Origin of the sequence: Nonomuraea sp. LPB2021202275-12-8, assembly GCF_037044575.1 — a bacterium.
GTDB lineage: Bacteria > Actinomycetota > Actinomycetes > Streptosporangiales > Streptosporangiaceae > Nonomuraea.
On sequence record NZ_JBAHWD010000004.1, the window covers coordinates 166214 to 181647 of the forward strand.

The 15434-nt window shown below is 71.2% G+C and carries 17 protein-coding genes; 13 read left to right on the plus strand and 4 right to left on the minus strand.

The genetic code is table 11. The features are described from left to right. Positions 1-3: 3 nt before the first annotated feature. Complete coding sequence (gene cofC, locus V5E28_RS09325; RefSeq protein WP_336206023.1) at positions 4-651, minus strand: 2-phospho-L-lactate guanylyltransferase; 648 nt, start codon at positions 649-651, stop codon at positions 4-6. Between the two features lie 124 nt (positions 652-775). Between cofC and V5E28_RS09330 the strand changes: the two genes are divergently transcribed. The 3 genes from V5E28_RS09330 (at position 776) to V5E28_RS09340 (ending at position 3619) form a co-directional block, all read left to right on the plus strand. Continuing rightward, positions 776-1438, plus strand: coding sequence for a lysophospholipid acyltransferase family protein (locus V5E28_RS09330; protein ID WP_336206024.1), 663 nt, complete (start codon positions 776-778; stop codon positions 1436-1438). A 4-nt stretch (positions 1439-1442) separates the two neighbouring features. Beyond that, positions 1443-2453 carry an NAD(P)H-dependent glycerol-3-phosphate dehydrogenase gene (locus tag V5E28_RS09335; RefSeq protein ID WP_336206025.1) on the plus strand — a complete coding sequence of 337 codons (1011 nt, stop codon included), beginning with the start codon at positions 1443-1445 and terminating at the stop codon, positions 2451-2453. Positions 2454-2524: 71 nt separating this feature from the next. Next, entirely contained in the window at positions 2525-3619 is a 1095-nt protein-coding gene (locus tag V5E28_RS09340; protein ID WP_336206026.1) for a D-alanine--D-alanine ligase family protein, read from the plus strand. Here the strand turns inward: V5E28_RS09340 and V5E28_RS09345 are convergent. After that, complete coding sequence (locus tag V5E28_RS09345) at positions 3602-4033, minus strand: DUF3515 domain-containing protein (RefSeq protein ID WP_336206027.1); 432 nt, start codon at positions 4031-4033, stop codon at positions 3602-3604. The two genes, V5E28_RS09340 and V5E28_RS09345, sit on opposite strands and share 18 nt — an antisense overlap. Before the next feature lie 14 nt (positions 4034-4047). After that, positions 4048-4281 (minus strand): Lrp/AsnC family transcriptional regulator, encoded by a 234-nt coding sequence (locus V5E28_RS09350; RefSeq protein WP_336206028.1) that lies wholly within the window; start codon positions 4279-4281, stop codon positions 4048-4050. A 47-nt stretch (positions 4282-4328) separates the two neighbouring features. Between V5E28_RS09350 and V5E28_RS09355 the strand changes: the two genes are divergently transcribed. The 3 genes from V5E28_RS09355 (at position 4329) to thiD (ending at position 7882) form a co-directional block, all read left to right on the plus strand. Further along, positions 4329-5297, plus strand: coding sequence for a thiamine-phosphate kinase (locus V5E28_RS09355; protein WP_336206029.1), 969 nt, complete (start codon positions 4329-4331; stop codon positions 5295-5297). Positions 5298-5603: 306 nt separating this feature from the next. Further along, a complete protein-coding gene (locus tag V5E28_RS09360) occupies positions 5604-7070 on the plus strand; it encodes a hypothetical protein (RefSeq protein ID WP_336206030.1) in 1467 nt (488 codons plus the stop codon). 8 nt (positions 7071-7078) lie between these two features. Further along, entirely contained in the window at positions 7079-7882 is an 804-nt protein-coding gene (gene thiD / locus V5E28_RS09365; RefSeq protein WP_336206031.1) for a bifunctional hydroxymethylpyrimidine kinase/phosphomethylpyrimidine kinase, read from the plus strand. 54 nt (positions 7883-7936) lie between these two features. Here thiD and rpmB read toward each other — a convergent pair whose 3' ends face one another. Next, a complete protein-coding gene (gene rpmB, locus V5E28_RS09370; RefSeq protein ID WP_043618345.1) occupies positions 7937-8122 on the minus strand; it encodes a 50S ribosomal protein L28 in 186 nt (61 codons plus the stop codon). A 208-nt stretch (positions 8123-8330) separates the two neighbouring features. On the opposite strand from rpmB, the gene V5E28_RS09375 reads away from it, so the two are divergent. From V5E28_RS09375 to rnc, 7 genes are all read left to right on the plus strand, one after another. Further along, a complete protein-coding gene (locus V5E28_RS09375) occupies positions 8331-9875 on the plus strand; it encodes a DAK2 domain-containing protein (RefSeq protein WP_336206032.1) in 1545 nt (514 codons plus the stop codon). A 34-nt stretch (positions 9876-9909) separates the two neighbouring features. Next, positions 9910-12090 carry an ATP-dependent DNA helicase RecG gene (gene recG, locus V5E28_RS09380; RefSeq protein ID WP_336206033.1) on the plus strand — a complete coding sequence of 727 codons (2181 nt, stop codon included), beginning with the start codon at positions 9910-9912 and terminating at the stop codon, positions 12088-12090. Positions 12091-12580: 490 nt separating this feature from the next. Further along, the gene (gene rsmD / locus V5E28_RS09385) at positions 12581-13186 is read left to right on the plus strand and encodes a 16S rRNA (guanine(966)-N(2))-methyltransferase RsmD (protein ID WP_336206034.1); all 606 of its coding nucleotides are present in this window, start codon (positions 12581-12583) and stop codon (positions 13184-13186) included. 14 nt (positions 13187-13200) lie between these two features. Next, on the plus strand, positions 13201-13677 hold the full coding sequence (gene coaD / locus V5E28_RS09390) for a pantetheine-phosphate adenylyltransferase (RefSeq protein WP_336206036.1): 477 nt from the start codon (positions 13201-13203) through the stop codon (positions 13675-13677). Positions 13678-13748: 71 nt separating this feature from the next. Continuing rightward, positions 13749-14300, plus strand: a complete 552-nt coding sequence (locus V5E28_RS09395) for a YceD family protein (protein WP_336206037.1) — start codon at positions 13749-13751, stop codon at positions 14298-14300. A gap of 1 nt (position 14301) precedes the next feature. Further along, positions 14302-14481, plus strand: coding sequence for a 50S ribosomal protein L32 (gene rpmF / locus V5E28_RS09400; RefSeq protein ID WP_033409409.1), 180 nt, complete (start codon positions 14302-14304; stop codon positions 14479-14481). A 213-nt stretch (positions 14482-14694) separates the two neighbouring features. Next, positions 14695-15414 (plus strand): ribonuclease III, encoded by a 720-nt coding sequence (rnc, locus tag V5E28_RS09405; protein WP_336206410.1) that lies wholly within the window; start codon positions 14695-14697, stop codon positions 15412-15414. Positions 15415-15434: the final 20 nt, after the last annotated feature.

Genomic DNA, 15434 nt, shown 5'->3' on the forward strand with positions numbered 1-15434 from the left:
GGGTCAGCGGGCGGGCGGGCCAGCAGGCCACAGCTCGGCGACCACCGCCGCCGTGTGCCGGCCCAGCCCGAGCGCCACGGCCGCGCGCAGGTCGTCGGGGGTGTCCACGTCGCGCCTGAGCGAGTCGATGCCGTCCAGGCACAGCTCCTTGGCTCCGCCCGCCAGATGCTTGGCCCGCGACTCGCCGCCGAAGCGGGGCTCGAACGGCCGGCCGGGCCGTACGCCGTAGAAGGTGGTGCCCACCTCCAGCGCGTCGGGCACGAACGACTGGTCGAACTCCGCCGCCGCGGCCAGCGCGGCGGCGAGCTCCGCCGGGCGCAGCGAGGGCAGGTCCGCCTGCAGAGCGCCGACCGCGTCGGCGGGCGCGAGCCGGGCGGCGTGCGCCGCCCCGGTGCGCAGCGCGGTGTTGAGCCCGCGGTCGGGGTCGGCGACGACCTCGGCGCCCAGCGCGCCGAGCGGGCCGGCGGCGGCGGGGTCGGCCGTCACCACGATGACCCGGGCGACCGGCGGGCAGGCCAGCGCCGCGGTGACGGTGTCGCAGGCGACGGCGACAGCCAGCCGTGTGCGGTGCGGTCCCGTGGCGGCGGCCAGCCGGGTCTTCGCCGCGACCAGCGTTTTCACCGGGATGACCAGCGACCAGCGGATGCTCATAGGGTTAAGCATCGCGCCTCGACAGCCCCGCCCGCCAACCGGGACACTTGGCCGCATACCGTAGCCGTTGGAGGAGACCATGAGTCGCACGCGACCGTCGCGTTTCTGGGAAACCCTGGCAGTCGTGATCGTGAAACCGCTCTCATGGCTCCTGGTCAAGAAGGACTGGCGCCGTGGCGACCGCATGCCCCGCACCGGAGGCATCATCATCGCGGCCAACCACCTGTCCTGGGCCGACCCCGTGCTGCTGGCGCACTTCCTCTACAACCACGGCCGCTGGCCGGTCGTCCTGGCCAAGTCCGCGCTGTTCAAGGTGCCCTTCCTGGGCCACGCCGTCCGCGCGCTCTGCGCCATCCCCGTCTATCGGGGCAGCAGCGAGGCGGCCAGGTCGCTGCGGGAGTCGGCCCAGCGGCTGGAGGACGGCGGCGCGATCCTGTTCTACCCCGAGGGCACCTGCACCCGAGACCCCCGGCTGTGGCCGATGGTGGGCAAGACCGGTGCCGCCCGGCTGGCCCTGGAGAGCGGCGCCCCGGTGATCCCGGTGGCCCACTGGGGCGCGCACGAGCTGCTGCCCTACGGAGAGAAGAGGCCGAGACCGTTCCCGCGCAAGACCTTCCGCGTCATCGTCGGCCCGCCGGTCGACCTGTCGAAGTACGCGGGCCGGTCCCCGGAGGCCGACGTGCTGCGCGAGGCCACGGCCGACATCATGATGGCGATCACCGCGCAGCTCGCCGAGCTGCGCGGCGAGAAGGCGCCAGAGTCCCCCTACGACCCTGCCGGGAAGTGACGCGATGACCAAGGCCGCAGTGTTCGGCACCGGCTCGTGGGGGACCACCTACGCGATGATCCTCGCCGAGTCGGGCAACAAGACCATCCTGTGCGGGCGCAGGCGGGAAGTGGTCGAGTCGATCGACCGCACCCACATGAACACCGACTACCTGCCCGGCATCTCGCTGCCCACGTCGCTGCGCGCGACCACCGACGTCGCCGAGGCGCTCGACGGGGCCGACTTCGTGGTGCTCGCCGTGCCGTCGCAGACGCTGCGGGCCAACCTCACCGCCTGGCGCGAGCACATTCCGCGTGACGCCATCCTGGTCAGCCTGATGAAGGGCATCGAGCTCGGCACCACCAAGCGGATGAGCGAGGTGATCCGCCAGGTGGCCGAGGTGCCCCAGGAGCGGGTCGCGGTCGTGTCCGGGCCCAATCTGGCCAAGGAGATCGCCCAGCGCCAGCCCGCCGCCGCCGTGGTGGCCTGCACCGACGAGGGCGTCGCCGCGCGGCTGCAGGAGGCCTGCCACCTGCCGCCCTGGTTTCGTCCTTACACCAACACCGACGTGGTCGGCGTCGAGCTCGGCGGCGCGGTGAAGAACGTGATCGCGCTGGCCGTGGGCGTGGCCTCCGGCATGGGCATGGGCGACAACGTCGGAGCCATGCTCATGACCAGGGGGCTGGCGGAGATCTCCCGCCTCGGCGCGGCGCTCGGAGCGGATCCCCACACCTTCGCCGGGCTGGCGGGCATGGGCGACCTGGTGGCCACCTGCACCTCACCGCTGTCGCGCAACCGCACCTTCGGCGAGAACCTCGGCCGCGGCATGACCCTGGAGCAGGTGATCGCCGCCACCAAGCAGACGGCCGAGGGCGTCAAGTCCTGCGAGTCGGTGCTGGAGCTGGCCAGAAAACACGACGTGGAGATGCCGATCACAGAAGTGGTCGTCGGCGTCGTGCATGACGGCATGTCGCCGACCGAGGCGGGGATGCTGCTCATGTCGAGGTCGCCCAAACCCGAGCGCTACGGCGTCTGACGAGGTGATCGGCGAGGTCCCCCGCGCGCTTGACTCGCTGTAACGGGGGCACGCCGGTAGATTCGGACGTCATGAGCAAGCCACGCGTCGCCGTCGTTTTCGGGGGTCGCAATTCTGAGCATGCCGTGTCTCTGATGGGCGCGGGCAGCGTGCTGGATGCGATCGACAGGAGCAAGTACGAGGTGATCCCCATCGGGATCGCCCAGGACGGCAGGTGGGTGCTGGCCGCGTCCGGCCAGCGGTTCGCGATCGAGGCCGGTGAGCTGCCCGCCGTCGACGCCTCCGGCGCGACGCTCGCGCTGCCCACCGGCGGCAGCACCCTGGTGGCCTACGATCCGGGCAGCATTCCCGTCGAGCTGGGCTCGGTGGACGTGGTCTTCCCCGTCATGCACGGGCCGTTCGCCGAGGACGGCACCATCCAGGGCCTGCTGGAGATGGCCGGGGTCCGCTACGTCGGCTCCGGCGTGCTGGCCAGCGCGGTCGGCATGGACAAGGGGCACATGAAGACCGTCCTGGCGGCCGCCGGGCTGCCGGTCGGGCGCTACGTGGTGGTCCGCGACCGCGACTGGCGACTCGACCGCGACCGGGTGCTGAAGGAGGCCGAGGAGCTCGGCTGGCCGCTGTTCGTCAAGCCGGCCAGGGCCGGTTCCTCGCAGGGCATCTCCAAGGCGCATGACCGGGCCGGGCTGGAGCGGGCCGTGGAGTTCGCGCGGCAGCACGACCCGAAGGTCCTCATCGAGGAGGCGATGACCGGGCGGGAGATCGAGTGCGCCGTGCTCGAGTCGCTCGGCGACGACCCGCCGGCCGCGTCGGCTCCCGGTGAGGTGCGCGTCGAGGGTGGCCAGGAGTTCTTCGACTTCGAGGCCAAGTACTACCCCGACCAGATGTCGCTGACCGTGCCCGCGGACATCCCGGCCGAGGTCGCCGAGGAGTTGCGGGCGATGGCGGTGCGCGCGTTCGAGGCGCTGGAGTGCGAGGGGCTGTCGCGGGTCGACTTCTTCTACACCCCCGATGGCAGGCTGGTGCTCAACGAGATCAACACCATGCCCGGCTTCACGTCGCTTTCGGTGGCGCCTCAGCTCTGGGCCGCCACGGGCCTGCCCTACCCGGCGCTGGTCGACAAGCTCATCCAGCTCGCGCTGGAGCGCTCACCGGGGCTGCGCTGAGACCTGGCCGATCGGGCCCGACAGGTCGGCGAGCACCTCGCCGGCCACGTGCGAGCCCCCGACCGTGACCTCCACGTACAGGGGAGCTGCGACGGCGGTGAAGAGGGTGGGCCGTTCGGGGTCGGCGAACCAGCCCACCCCGTCGATCTCCTGGAGCTGGTCCGTGGCGGCCATCCTGGCCGGCCGCGGCACTCCGCAGCGCAGCGCGAGTGCCCCCTCGCCCCACACGGCGACGTACGGCGAATCGGGCGTGGACGCGACCCGGTCGTCGCCGTCGAGTGTCTTCGGCAGCAGCCCGGAGAGGCGCTGGCAGGCCCCCACCGCCTCGCCCTCCGGCACGGGCGGCTCGACCTGGACGGCGCCGCCGCATCCGGCGAGTGCCAGGAGGACGAACAGGACGATAGCCGCACGCATAGTAAAATTTTGCCCTAGATGTGGACGATCGGGCACGTAAGGGTGCGAGTGATGCCGTCTACGGCCTGAATCTGGGCGACGACCAGTTTGCCCAGCTCATCGACGTTGCGGGCCTCCGCCCGGACGATCACGTCGTAGGGGCCGGTCACGTCCTCGGCCTGGGTCACCCCGGAGATCCCGGAGATCTCGTGTGCCACGGCCGCGGCCTTGCCGACCTCGGTCTGAATAAGGATGTAGGCCTGCACCATTACGTCCTCCCGGGCGATTGGATCACGCCGAAGGGCCACCGTACCCTGTGTGCGTCAGGAGGTGCGTCATCACAGTCGGAGATCTCGGCGAGTTCGGAGTTGTTGCTCGTATTTCAGGACGTCTGCCACAGGGCGAGGCGGTGCTGCTCGGGCCGGGTGACGACGCCGCGATGGTGAGCGCGCCGGACGGGCGCGTCGTGGTGTCAACAGATCTGTTGCTTGAGGGTAGGCACTTTCGCCGCGATTGGTCCAGCGGCTACGACGTGGGCCGCAAGGCCGCGGCCCAGAACCTCGCCGACATCGCCGCCATGGGCGCCGTTCCCACGTCCATCGTGGTCGGGCTGGGCATTCCCCCGGACCTTCCGCTCGCCTGGCTCGACGCGCTGACCGACGGGTTCCGCGACGAGTGCGCGGTGGTGGGTGCGAGCGTGGCGGGCGGCGACATCACCCGCTGCGACCTGGTCGTCATCGGGGTCACCGCGCTCGGCGACCTGCGCGGCCTGGCCCCCGTGACCCGCTCCGGGGCGCGGCCGGGACAGGTGGTGGCCGTCGCCGGGCGCCTCGGGTACGCCGCCGCGGGGCTGGCCCTGCTGGACGCGGGGGCGCCCGTGGGCTCCGCCGAGCTGGCCGAGGCCGTGGCCGGGCACCGGCAGCCTCGTCCGCCCTACTCCTGCGGGCCGGAGGCGGCGCGGCTGGGGGCCGCGGCGATGCTGGACGTGAGCGACGGGCTGCTGCAGGACCTCGGGCACATCGCGGCGGCCAGCGGGGTGCGGATCGAGCTGGCCCCCGAGGCGCTGACGGTGGGGGAGCCGGTCGAGGCCGCGGCCAAGGCGCTGGGGGCCGATCCGCTCGACTGGGTCCTGACCGGAGGCGAGGACCACGCGCTGGCCGCGGTCTTCCCCGCAGAGGTACGGCTTCCGCCGTCGTGGCAGGTCGTGGGGCGGGTCTGCGAGGGAGAGGGCGTCGTCGTGGAGGGGCGGGCGGCGGGACCGGGCGGCTGGGATCACTTTCGGTGACCGCGTGTCCCGATTTGTGTGAAATTTTCCGTATTTGAGGCGTGACTACCGAGATTGCTGAGACAAAGGCGTAGTAAAGGTGTTATGAAGATTGGCGGCCAACTGTAACCGGCAGAAAGGGCAGCCATGGGCCGCCACGGCACGGGTGGATCCGAAGACGCGCATGAAGAGGGGGACACCAGCGCCTTTTGGGGCCCGCAGGAGCAGCAGGCCGACTCGTTCTGGGGACCGGAAGAGCGGCAACCCGAGCCGCCGGGCTGGCCTTCGCCGCCTGGCCAGGTCGAAGTGACGGGACAGTGGGCTCCCATGCCGAAGCCGGACGGTGGTCCGGTGGCAGGTGCTCCGCAGTCCAGCCCGTTCGAGACGACCGGCGCCTTCGCCGCTCCGTCGAGCCAGGGGCCGGGCAGGCCCTACCCGCCGCCGGAGCAGCCTTTCGAGACCACCGGCGCGTTCGTCCGCCCCACGTCCTGGGACGACGTCCCTGACGCCACCCAGGCGCTCGGCCCGCTACCTCAGGACGGCCCGTTCGACCAGCGCCCCGGCGCTTTCGACCAGCCCGCAAACCGCCCCGGGCCGTTCGACCAGCACCCCGCGGACCGGCACAACCCCTTCGAACGCCCGTCGGACCGTACAGGCGCGTTCGGCCAGTCTCCGCCCCCTCCCGGACCGTTCGACCAGCATCCCGGCGAGAGCACGGGCGCCTTCGACACGTTCGGGGCCGAAGCCACGAGCAGGTTCGACCCGCCCGGACACGAGGGCGCCCCGCCGGAGCCGGGGGACATCAAGGTGTACGGCGAGCCGACCATGGTGGGCGCGCCCACCCCGGCCTGGGCCGAGGCGGACAGCGGCTTCCTGGCGTCCGGCTGGACGTCCGACGAGACGCAGGGCGAGCCCGAGCCGCGCCGCCGTCGTGGCCGCCGCCAGCCGAAGGAGCCCGACCCGCTCGACGCCCCGTCCGGCGCGGGCCGGGGGCGGCTGGCCCTGCTCTCCGTGGCCGCGGTCGCCGTCGTGCTCGGCGGCACCGTGGCAGGGGTCAAGATGATGAGCTCTTCCGGCGACCCGGCCGGCTGTCCCGCCGGCACCTGCGCCGCGGTCCAGTCGAGCAACCAGCCGGGGCCGCAGATCTCCGAGCCCGTCGCCGACGAGCCCGTGGAAGAGGAGGAGCCGGTCGAAGAGCCGGTCGAGGACGAGGAGAGCGAGCCGGCCGACAGCCCCGCGCCGACAGCCACGTACAGCGCGCGGGAGCCGCGCCGTACCTCCACGCCCACGCCCAAGCCCAGCAGGACGAAGTCCAAGCAGGCGCAGCCGACCGACGATCCGGTCGAGGAGCCCGTCGACGAGGTGCCGGAGGCGACCCCCACGGAGGACCTCTTCCTGGGCGACCCGGGCACCAGGGCCACCGACAACGGCAACCCGTTGCCCACGGCGACGGCCACCGCCACCGGCACCGCACAGCCCGCCCCAGGCAGCGGCGGCTCGGTGAACGTCCGCTTCAACGTGGTCAAGCAGCGCCTGACGAGCTACACGGCCACCATGGACGTCACCAACTCCTCCAGCCAGACGCTGAGCACCCTCACCCTGTCGGTGCCCGTACGCGGGGAGATCCTCAACGTGGAGGGCGCGGACTGGACGCAGGACGGCAACCTGCTGATCGTGGACCTGTCCAGCCCGATCGCCACGGGTGACAGCGCCGAGCTCACCATCTCGGCCACCGGCACGGCCGGCAAGCCGAGGAACTGCGGACTCGTCGGCGGGGAGTGCGCCGTCAGTTAGATGGTTGGATGGGGAACGTGACGGTTTCGACTCCCCCACGCGTGCTGACCGTCGCCGGATCCGACTCCGGCGGCGGGGCGGGCATCCAGGCCGACCTGAAGACCATGCTGGCGCAGGGCGTGCACGGCATGAGCGTGATCGCCGCGGTCACCGCCCAGAACTCCGTCGGCGTCCAGGGCTACTGGGAGCTGCCGCCGGAGGCGGTGCGGGCCCAGCTCGACTCGGTCCTCGGCGACATCGGCGCCGAGGCCGTCAAGACGGGCATGCTGGCCTCGCCGGCGCTGGTCGAGATCGTGGCCGAGACGCTCGCCGGCTACGCCGCGCCGGTCGTGGTGGACCCCGTAGGCGTGTCGAAGCACGGAGACTCGCTGCTCGCGCCCGAGGCCGTCGAGACGCTCAGGACCCGGCTGCTGCCGGTCGCCACCGTCGTCACCCCCAACCTGTGGGAGGTCGAGCAGCTCACCTCCGTCAAGGTCGAGGACGAGGGCGACCTGCGCCGCGCCGCCGCGGCCATCCTGGAGCTCGGCCCCACCTGGGCGCTGATCAAGGGCGGCCACCTGCCCGGCGAGCCCGTCGACCTGCTCACGGACGGCGTCGAAGAGTACGTCTTCACCGCCGCACGCCTCGACAACCGCCACACCCACGGCACCGGCTGCACCCTGGCCTCGGCCATCGCCTCCCATCTCGCGCTCGGCGAGGACGTGCCGGGGGCCGTCGGCAAGGCCAAGGAGTACGTCACGGGCGCGATCGCGCGAGGCTTCCCCCTCGGCGCCGGCATCGGCCCGGTGGACCACGCCTGGCAGTGGCGCTGACATGACGAAGGCCCGCCGCTCGTGACGAGCGGCGGGCCTTTCGTGAAAGTCAGACTAGCGGGTGACCTTGCCCGCCTTGATGCACGAGGTGCAGACGTTGAGCTTCTTCGGCGTGCCGCCGACGACCGCGCGCACCGTCTGGATGTTGGGGTTCCAACGACGGCGGGTGCGGCGGTGAGAGTGGGACACGTTGTTGCCGAAGGTCGGCCCCTTGCGGCAGACATCGCAGACGGAAGCCACGGTATCGCTCCTTAAACAGTCGATAGAGCCCTGTCCGCTGATGTTGTCGGGCGGAGGGCATGCCGGGACGACCGGCCAGCCAGACGAGAATATCCGATCCGCACCACTGGACGCGAACCCGATCACCGGCCCAGCACTGGACTGCGCCTGGCGCGACGATATTCTCCTCGATTAACGGTAGCGCATGCGGGGAGGTCGGAGCGCGTACATGGAGGTTCTGGACCCGCCCGCGGTGCGGCGCTGGGCCCGCCTGGCCGCCGACGCGCTGGGCCGGGCCAGGGCCGACATCGACGCGCTCAACGTGTTCCCGGTCGCCGACGGTGACACCGGCACCAACCTCTACCTGACCATGCTCTCCGCCGCCGAGGCCGTCGAGTCGCTGCCCGACGACGTGGACGTCGCGATCGTGTGGCAGACGCTGTCCTACGGCGCTCTGGTCGGTGCTCGCGGCAACTCGGGGGTCATCGTCAGCCAGGCGCTGCGTGGGCTGGCCGAGGTGCTCAAGGACGGCTCCGACCTGCGTGCCGGGCTCGCCAGGGCCGCCGCCCTGGCCAGGCAGAGCGTCGCCAGGCCGGTCGAGGGCACGGTGCTGAGCGTGCTGAGCGCCGTCGCGCGGGCCGTGCAGGGCGAGGAGAACGGGCTGGCCGAGGTGGCGCGGCGCGCGGCCGAGGAGGCCCGCGCCGCGCTGCGCCGCACCCCCGAGCAGCTCGACGTGCTCGCCCGCAGCGGCGTCGTGGACGCGGGCGGCGCCGGGCTGGCGATCGTGCTGGAGTCGCTTGCCACGGTGATCACCGGTGCCCAGCGCGAGCGCTACGACGTGCCCGCCCCGACCTCCCGGGTGACTCCGATGACCGAGGTGGGCGCCGGCTACGAGGTGATGTACCTGCTGGACGCCGACGACCAGGCCGTCGCCAGGCTGCGCGCGGAGCTCGACGCGATGGGCGACTCGCTGGTGATGGTCGGCGGCGAGGGGCTGTGGAACGTCCACGTGCACGTGGACGAGGCGGGCCCGGCGATCGAGGCGGCGCTGCGGGTGGGACGGCCGCACCGGATCAGGGTCACCTACCTGGCCGAGCGGACCCACCGCGCCGACGCGGGCAGGGGAGTGGTCGCCGTCGCCGCCGGCGACGGGATCGCGGCGCTGTTCGAGGAGTGCGGCGCGGTGGTCGTACGGCGCGAGCCCGGCACCCGGCCCGCCCTGCCCGCGATGCTCGCCGCCATCAGGCAGGCCGGCAGAGAGGTGGCCGTGCTGCCGAACGACGAGAGGTCCGGGGCCGTGGCCGCCGCGGCGGCGGAGATCGCCCGCGAGGACGGCGTGGTGGTGAGCGTGCTCCCCACCAAGGCCACGGTGCAGGGCCTGGCCGCGCTGGCCGTACACGACCCGTTGCGGCGCTTCGACGACGACGTGGTGGCGATGACCGACGCGGCGAGCCACACCCGCCACGGCCACCTCACGGTCGCCGACCGGCACGGCGTCACCAGCGCCGGCCTGTGCAGTCCAGGCGACGTGCTCGGGCTGATCGACGGCGACGTCGCGGTGATCGGCGACACCCTCGACAGCGTGGCCACGCTGCTCATCGAGCGGATGGTGGCGGGCGGGGGCGAGCTGGTGACCCTGGTGACGGGCGCGCAGGCGCCGCCCGCGTTGGCGGCCGGCGTCGAGGAGCATCTCGGGCGCACCAGACCCGACGTGGACCTGGTCGTCTACGACGGCGAGCAGGGCGGCTACCCGCTGCTCATCGGCGTCGAGTGATTCCTGTCGGTCATAGGCGGTAGAACATAGAGCCGTGAGCCGTTTCGACGAGCCCCTGACGAAGGCGCTCGACCCGAAGACCGCCAAGCTGCTGCACAGCGTGCTCAGCCTGGAGACGGTCGGCGACCTGCTTCGCCACTATCCCCGGCGCTACGCCGAGCGCGGCGAGCTGACCTCGCTCGACTCGCTGGAGGTCGACGAGCACGTCACGGTGGTGGGCGAGGTCACCAGGCTGATGCGCAAGCCCATGCGCAACCGCGGCGGCACCTGGCTGGAGGTCGAGGTCGTCGACGGCGACCGCAACAAGATCTACCTGTCGTTCTTCGGCAAGGGATCCCATGTGGCCGAGTCGCGGCTCAAGCCCGGGCGGCGCGGCATGTTCGCCGGCAAGGTGGGGCTGTTCGGCTCGCGCACCAGCCCGCGCTGGCAGCTCGCGCACCCCGAGTTCGAGCTCTTCGAGGAGAGCGAGGCCAGCGTCGAGGAGTTCGCGGCGGCTCCCGTGCCCATCTATCCGGCTGGCAAGGACCTCACGCCGTGGGCGATCAGGCGGGCGGTCGGCGTCGTGCTCGACACCCTCGGCCCGCTCGACGACCCGCTGCCCGCCGAGCTGCGCGCCCGCCACCACCTGCCGGAGCTGGGCGACGCGCTGGTGGCCATCCACCGGCCGAAGGACTTCGGCGACGTCCAGCGCGCCCGCAAGCGGCTGAAGTTCGACGAGGCCTTCCTGCTGCAGGCCGTGCTGTTGCAGCGCAGGCAGGCGGCGACGGCCTGGCCCGCCAAGCCGCGCCCGTCGACGGGTGACGGGCTGCTGGCCGCCTTCGACGCGCGCCTGCCGTTCCAGCTCACCGAGGGCCAGGCCGAGGTGGGCGAGGAGATCGCCGCCGACCTGGCGCTGGAGCATCCGATGCACCGCCTGCTGCAGGGCGAGGTCGGCGCCGGCAAGACCGTGGTCGCGCTGCGCGCCATGCTGCAGGTGGTCGACGCGGGCGGCCAGGCGGCCCTGCTCGCGCCCACCGAGGTGCTCGCCCAGCAGCACCACCGCTCGATCACCAACATGCTGGGCGACCTCGCCCAGGGAGGCATGTTCGGCGGCACCGCGGTCACCCTGCTCACCGGCTCCATGGGCGCCGCCGCCCGCCGCTCCGCCCTGCTCGACGCCGCCTCCGGCACGGGGGGCATCGTCGTCGGCACCCATGCCCTGCTCCAGGAGCACGTCCAGTTCGCCGACCTGGGGCTGGTGGTGGTGGACGAGCAGCACCGCTTCGGCGTGGAGCAGCGCGACGCCCTGCGCGAGAAGGCGGGCGGCACCCGCCCCCACGTGCTCGTCATGACCGCCACCCCCATCCCGCGCACGGTGGCCATGACGGTCTTCGGCGACCTGGAGGTCTCCACGCTCTCGCAGCTCCCCTCCGGGCGCGCCCCCATCACCACCCACGTCGTCCCCGCCGCGGAGAAGCCCCACTACCTCGAGCGCACCTGGCAGCGGGTCCGGGAGGAGGTCGCCCTCGGCAGGCAGGCCTACATCGTCTGCCCCCGCATCGGCGATCTGGAGGGTGACGAGGGCGATCTGGCGTCCGCCGCCTCCACGGACGAGGACCGCCGGCCCCCGCTCGCCGTGCTCGACGTGGCGGAGCTCCTCTCCCAGGGCCCCTTCCAGGACCTGCGCCTTGAGGTCCTGCACGGCAAGCTCCCCCCGGAGGAGAAGGAGGCCGTCATGCGCTCCTTCACCCGGGGCGAGCTCGACATCATGATCGCCACGACCGTCATCGAGGTGGGCGTCGACGTCCCCAACTCCTCCGTCATGATCATCATGGACGCCGACCGCTTCGGCGTCTCCCAGCTCCACCAGCTCCGCGGCCGCGTCGGCCGGGGCGGCCTGCCGGGCCTGTGCCTCCTGGTCTCCGACTTCCCTGAAGGCACACCCGCCCGGGCCCGCCTCGACGCCGTCGCCGCCACCCTGGACGGCTTCGAGCTGTCCAGGGTCGACCTGGAGCAGCGCCGTGAGGGCGACGTCCTCGGCGCGGCCCAGTCGGGCAAGCGGTCGTCACTCAAGATGCTCCAGCTCCTGCGTGACGAGGAGGTCATCGCCACCGCCCGCGACGAGGCCGCCGCCCTCCTGGCGGAGGACCCCGCCCTCGCCTCCCACGAGGCGCTCAGAGCGGAGATCGACCGGCTGCTGGCGGACGAGCGGGCCGAATACCTCGAAAAGACCTGACACCACGCCAGACAGGGTGCCTGCGGGCCCCGCCTCGGGGCTCCCATGTGTGCCTGTGCTGCCTGAGGACCTGTGCGGCCTGTGCGGCCGGTGGGGGTTCCCGCTGGTGTGAGGGGGGCGCCGGTGGAGCCGAACTGGCTTGCCATACCGGCTGGTTCTCCACCGCAGGGGAAATCCCGCATGTGCCGTAAGGGAATTCGCGGGCTTGGTGCGGAATGAATATTGGTGCGGAATGAATAAAAAGGCCCAGCCGCGGGGACGGCCTCCCCCCGAATGCCGTCCCCGGCTGGGCCCACCCTCGGGTCAGGTGCCGAGGGAACCGGCGTGCGGAAGGGCTCACGATCACGCCGGTCGGCCTTCAGCTGGGTCACCTCGAAGGCCGCAGAACTCATCTTGCTGACTCGGCCCGGCAATGTGAATCACCCTTGCGTAGTCGAGGCCGACACTTGTCCACTCTTGACCTGCGTTCTTATGCGGAACAATGGCTCGCATGACTCGGATCATCGCGGGGAGCGCAGGTGGGCGCCGGCTGGAGGTGCCGCCGGGGCGGGGGACCAGGCCGACCAGCGACAGGGCGCGAGAAGGGATCTTCTTGACGCTCGACTCGCTGTACGGGCTGGAGGGGGCCAGGGTGATGGACCTCTACGCGGGTTCGGGGGCTGTCGGGCTGGAGGCGCTGTCGCGGGGGGCGGCGTACGCGCTGATGGTGGAGTCCGATCCGAAGGCCGTGCGGACGATCAGGACGAACGTGGGGGCGCTGGGGCTCGGCGGGGCCGAGGTGGTGGCCGACAGGGTGGAGCGGTTCCTGGGCAAACGGCCGGGCGAGGGGCCGGGCGGCGGCGGAGGGGGTGCGGCGTTCGACATCGTGTTCGCCGATCCGCCGTATGCGGTGTCCGATGACGAGGTGGCCGCGGTGCTCGGGTCGTTGCGGGACAACGGCTGGCTGGTTGACGGGGCTTTGGTGGCTTTCGAGCGGGAAAGCAGGGGAAAGCCCCTGATGTGGCCGGATGGTTTTGTTGAGGAGAGGGTCCGGCGTTACGGCGAAGCGTCCGTTTGGTACGGTCGCGCCGCCGGGGAATCCGTAGACCGCTCGTAGACCTGGGAGGCGTTTTGCGCCGCGTTGTCTGCCCGGGGTCATTCGACCCCATCACCAACGGCCATCTCGACATCATCGGCCGGGCCGCCCGGCTGTACGACGAGGTGACGGTGGCCGTACTCATCAATGTCGAGAAGAGCAGCCTGTTCACCGTCGACGAGCGGATCGAGATGCTGCAGACCGTGACGAAGGAGTATCCGAACGTCATGGTCAGGAAGTTCCACGGACTGCTCGTGGACTTCTGCAAGCAGAACGAGATCCCCGCGATCGTCAAGGGCATCAGGGTGGTCAGCGACTTCGACTACGAACTGCAGATGGCGCAGCTCAACTACCGGCTGTCGGGCGTGGAGACGCTGTTCATGCCGACCAACCCCGAATACTCGTTCCTGTCGTCGAGCCGGGTGAAAGAGATCGCCCGCTATGGTGGGGACGTGTCGGGTCTGGTCCCTGACCTGGTGCACAAGCTGCTCATCGAGCGGCTCAGGGGCTGACGGCGACCTGGTATCCTTTCTATTCGGCCTTGTACGACGGCGACTTTTTCGCCATGCCTAGCGAGAGCAGGATGACTCAGCACCTCAACCCCCGCTCCCCTTGGGTGATCTCCACTCACGACCTGGGAAAGCGGCCGGGCACGATGCGAGAGATCACCTTGTCCCTCCCGGCACCGGCGGATCTCGGCGTCGACATGATCGGTGTCCCCAAGGACGCCGAAGTCGAGCTGGACCTCCGGCTCGAAGCAGTGATGGAAGGCGTGCTCGTCTCGGGCACGGCACACGCCCCGCTCGCCGGGGAGTGCGCGCGGTGCCTTGACCCGGTGACCTCGGATATCGAGGTCGACCTGCAAGAGCTGTTCTTCTACTCCGACGAGGACGCCTCGGAGGAGGATTCGCTGCTCGACGGAGACCTGCTCGACCTCGAGCCGACATTCCGCGACGCGGTGGTGCTGGCACTGCCGCTGAGCCCGGTCTGTGGCGAGGACTGTCCGGGGCTCTGCACGGAGTGCGGGATCAAGCTGGCCGAGGCTGGCGACGATCACCGGCACGAGAAGATCGACGCCCGGTGGGCGTCGTTGCAAGGTCTGGTTACCGAGAACGATAACGATCAGGAGAAGTGACGTGGCCGTCCCGAAGCGAAAGATGTCGCGGAGCAACACCCGCGCCCGTCGCTCCCAGTGGAAGACGACTGCTGTCGCCCTGGTGAGCTGCCCGCAGTGCCGTTCGCCGAAGCAGCCGCACATCGCGTGCCCCACCTGCGGCACCTACAACCGTCGTCAGGTCATCGAGCCGTCCGCCTGATCTCGCGAGTTGACGTGATGCCGACCGGGTGCCATTGTGCCCCGGTCGGCGTTACCGTCTCAGATGCGTGCGGTGGCGGTTCGCCCGCGGCCGTGGTGGACGCCGGGGCTCTGCTATCCCCGACGCCCACCACGTTTTCGGGCATCTTCCGCGGCCATCGCGCGATGGGAAGATGACCGAGGAGGAAAGCACGTGGGCGCAGGTCCTAAGCCGGTGGCCGTGGAGGTCGCCAGAGACGAGCTGGAGCGAGTGCTGGAGGTCAGCCTCGATCCCGACATTCTCGAGCGGGCGCTGACGCACCGCTCCTACGCGTACGAGAACGGTGGTCTGCCCACCAACGAGCGCCTGGAGTTCCTCGGCGACTCGGTGCTGGGCCTGGTGGTCACCGACACCCTCTATCGCAACCATCCCGATCTGCCCGAGGGCCAGCTGGCCAAGCTGCGGGCGGCGGTGGTCAACATGCGCGCCCTGGCCGATGTGGCCCGCAACCTGGGGCTGGGCCGGTTCATGCGGCTCGGCAGGGGCGAGGAGGGCACGGGCGGGCGCGACAAGTCCTCGATCCTGGCCGACACGCTGGAGGCGCTGATCGGCGCCGTCTATGTCGACAAGGGTCTCGAAGAGGCGTTCAGGGCCGTCCATCTGCTGTTCGATCCGCTGATCGTCCGCTCGGCCTCGCTGGGCGCCGGACTCGACTGGAAGACCTCGCTTCAGGAGCTGACCGCCTCCGAGGCGCTCGGCGTGCCCGAATACCACGTCGAGGAGAGCGGCCCCGACCACGCCAAGTCGTTCACCGCCGTGGTGCGGGTGGGCGGCGAGTCCTACGGTTCGGGGACGGGGCGCAGCAAGAAGGAGGCCGAGCAGCAGGCGGCCGAGGCGGCGTGGACGCGCATCAGGGCCCGTCGCGAGCAGCGCGAGAGCCAGCCGGCGAGCTGAGAATCGAGGGGCGGCGAGGG

Excerpts from the sequence above, each read along its gene's own strand:
- cofC (WP_336206023.1), bottom strand. The coding sequence starts at position 651 with ATGAGCATCCGCTGGTCGCTGGTCATCCCGGTGAAAACGCTGGTCGCG.
- V5E28_RS09335 (WP_336206025.1), top strand. The coding sequence starts at position 1,443 with ATGACCAAGGCCGCAGTGTTCGGCACCGGCTCGTGGGGGACCACCTAC.
- V5E28_RS09340 (WP_336206026.1), top strand. The coding sequence starts at position 2,525 with ATGAGCAAGCCACGCGTCGCCGTCGTTTTCGGGGGTCGCAATTCTGAG.
- V5E28_RS09345 (WP_336206027.1), bottom strand. The coding sequence starts at position 4,033 with ATGCGTGCGGCTATCGTCCTGTTCGTCCTCCTGGCACTCGCCGGATGC.
- V5E28_RS09350 (WP_336206028.1), bottom strand. The coding sequence starts at position 4,281 with ATGGTGCAGGCCTACATCCTTATTCAGACCGAGGTCGGCAAGGCCGCG.
- V5E28_RS09360 (WP_336206030.1), top strand. The coding sequence starts at position 5,604 with ATGCCGAAGCCGGACGGTGGTCCGGTGGCAGGTGCTCCGCAGTCCAGC.
- thiD (WP_336206031.1), top strand. The coding sequence starts at position 7,079 with ATGGGGAACGTGACGGTTTCGACTCCCCCACGCGTGCTGACCGTCGCC.
- V5E28_RS09375 (WP_336206032.1), top strand. The coding sequence starts at position 8,331 with ATGGAGGTTCTGGACCCGCCCGCGGTGCGGCGCTGGGCCCGCCTGGCC.
- rsmD (WP_336206034.1), top strand. The coding sequence starts at position 12,581 with ATGACTCGGATCATCGCGGGGAGCGCAGGTGGGCGCCGGCTGGAGGTG.
- V5E28_RS09395 (WP_336206037.1), top strand. The coding sequence starts at position 13,749 with ATGACTCAGCACCTCAACCCCCGCTCCCCTTGGGTGATCTCCACTCAC.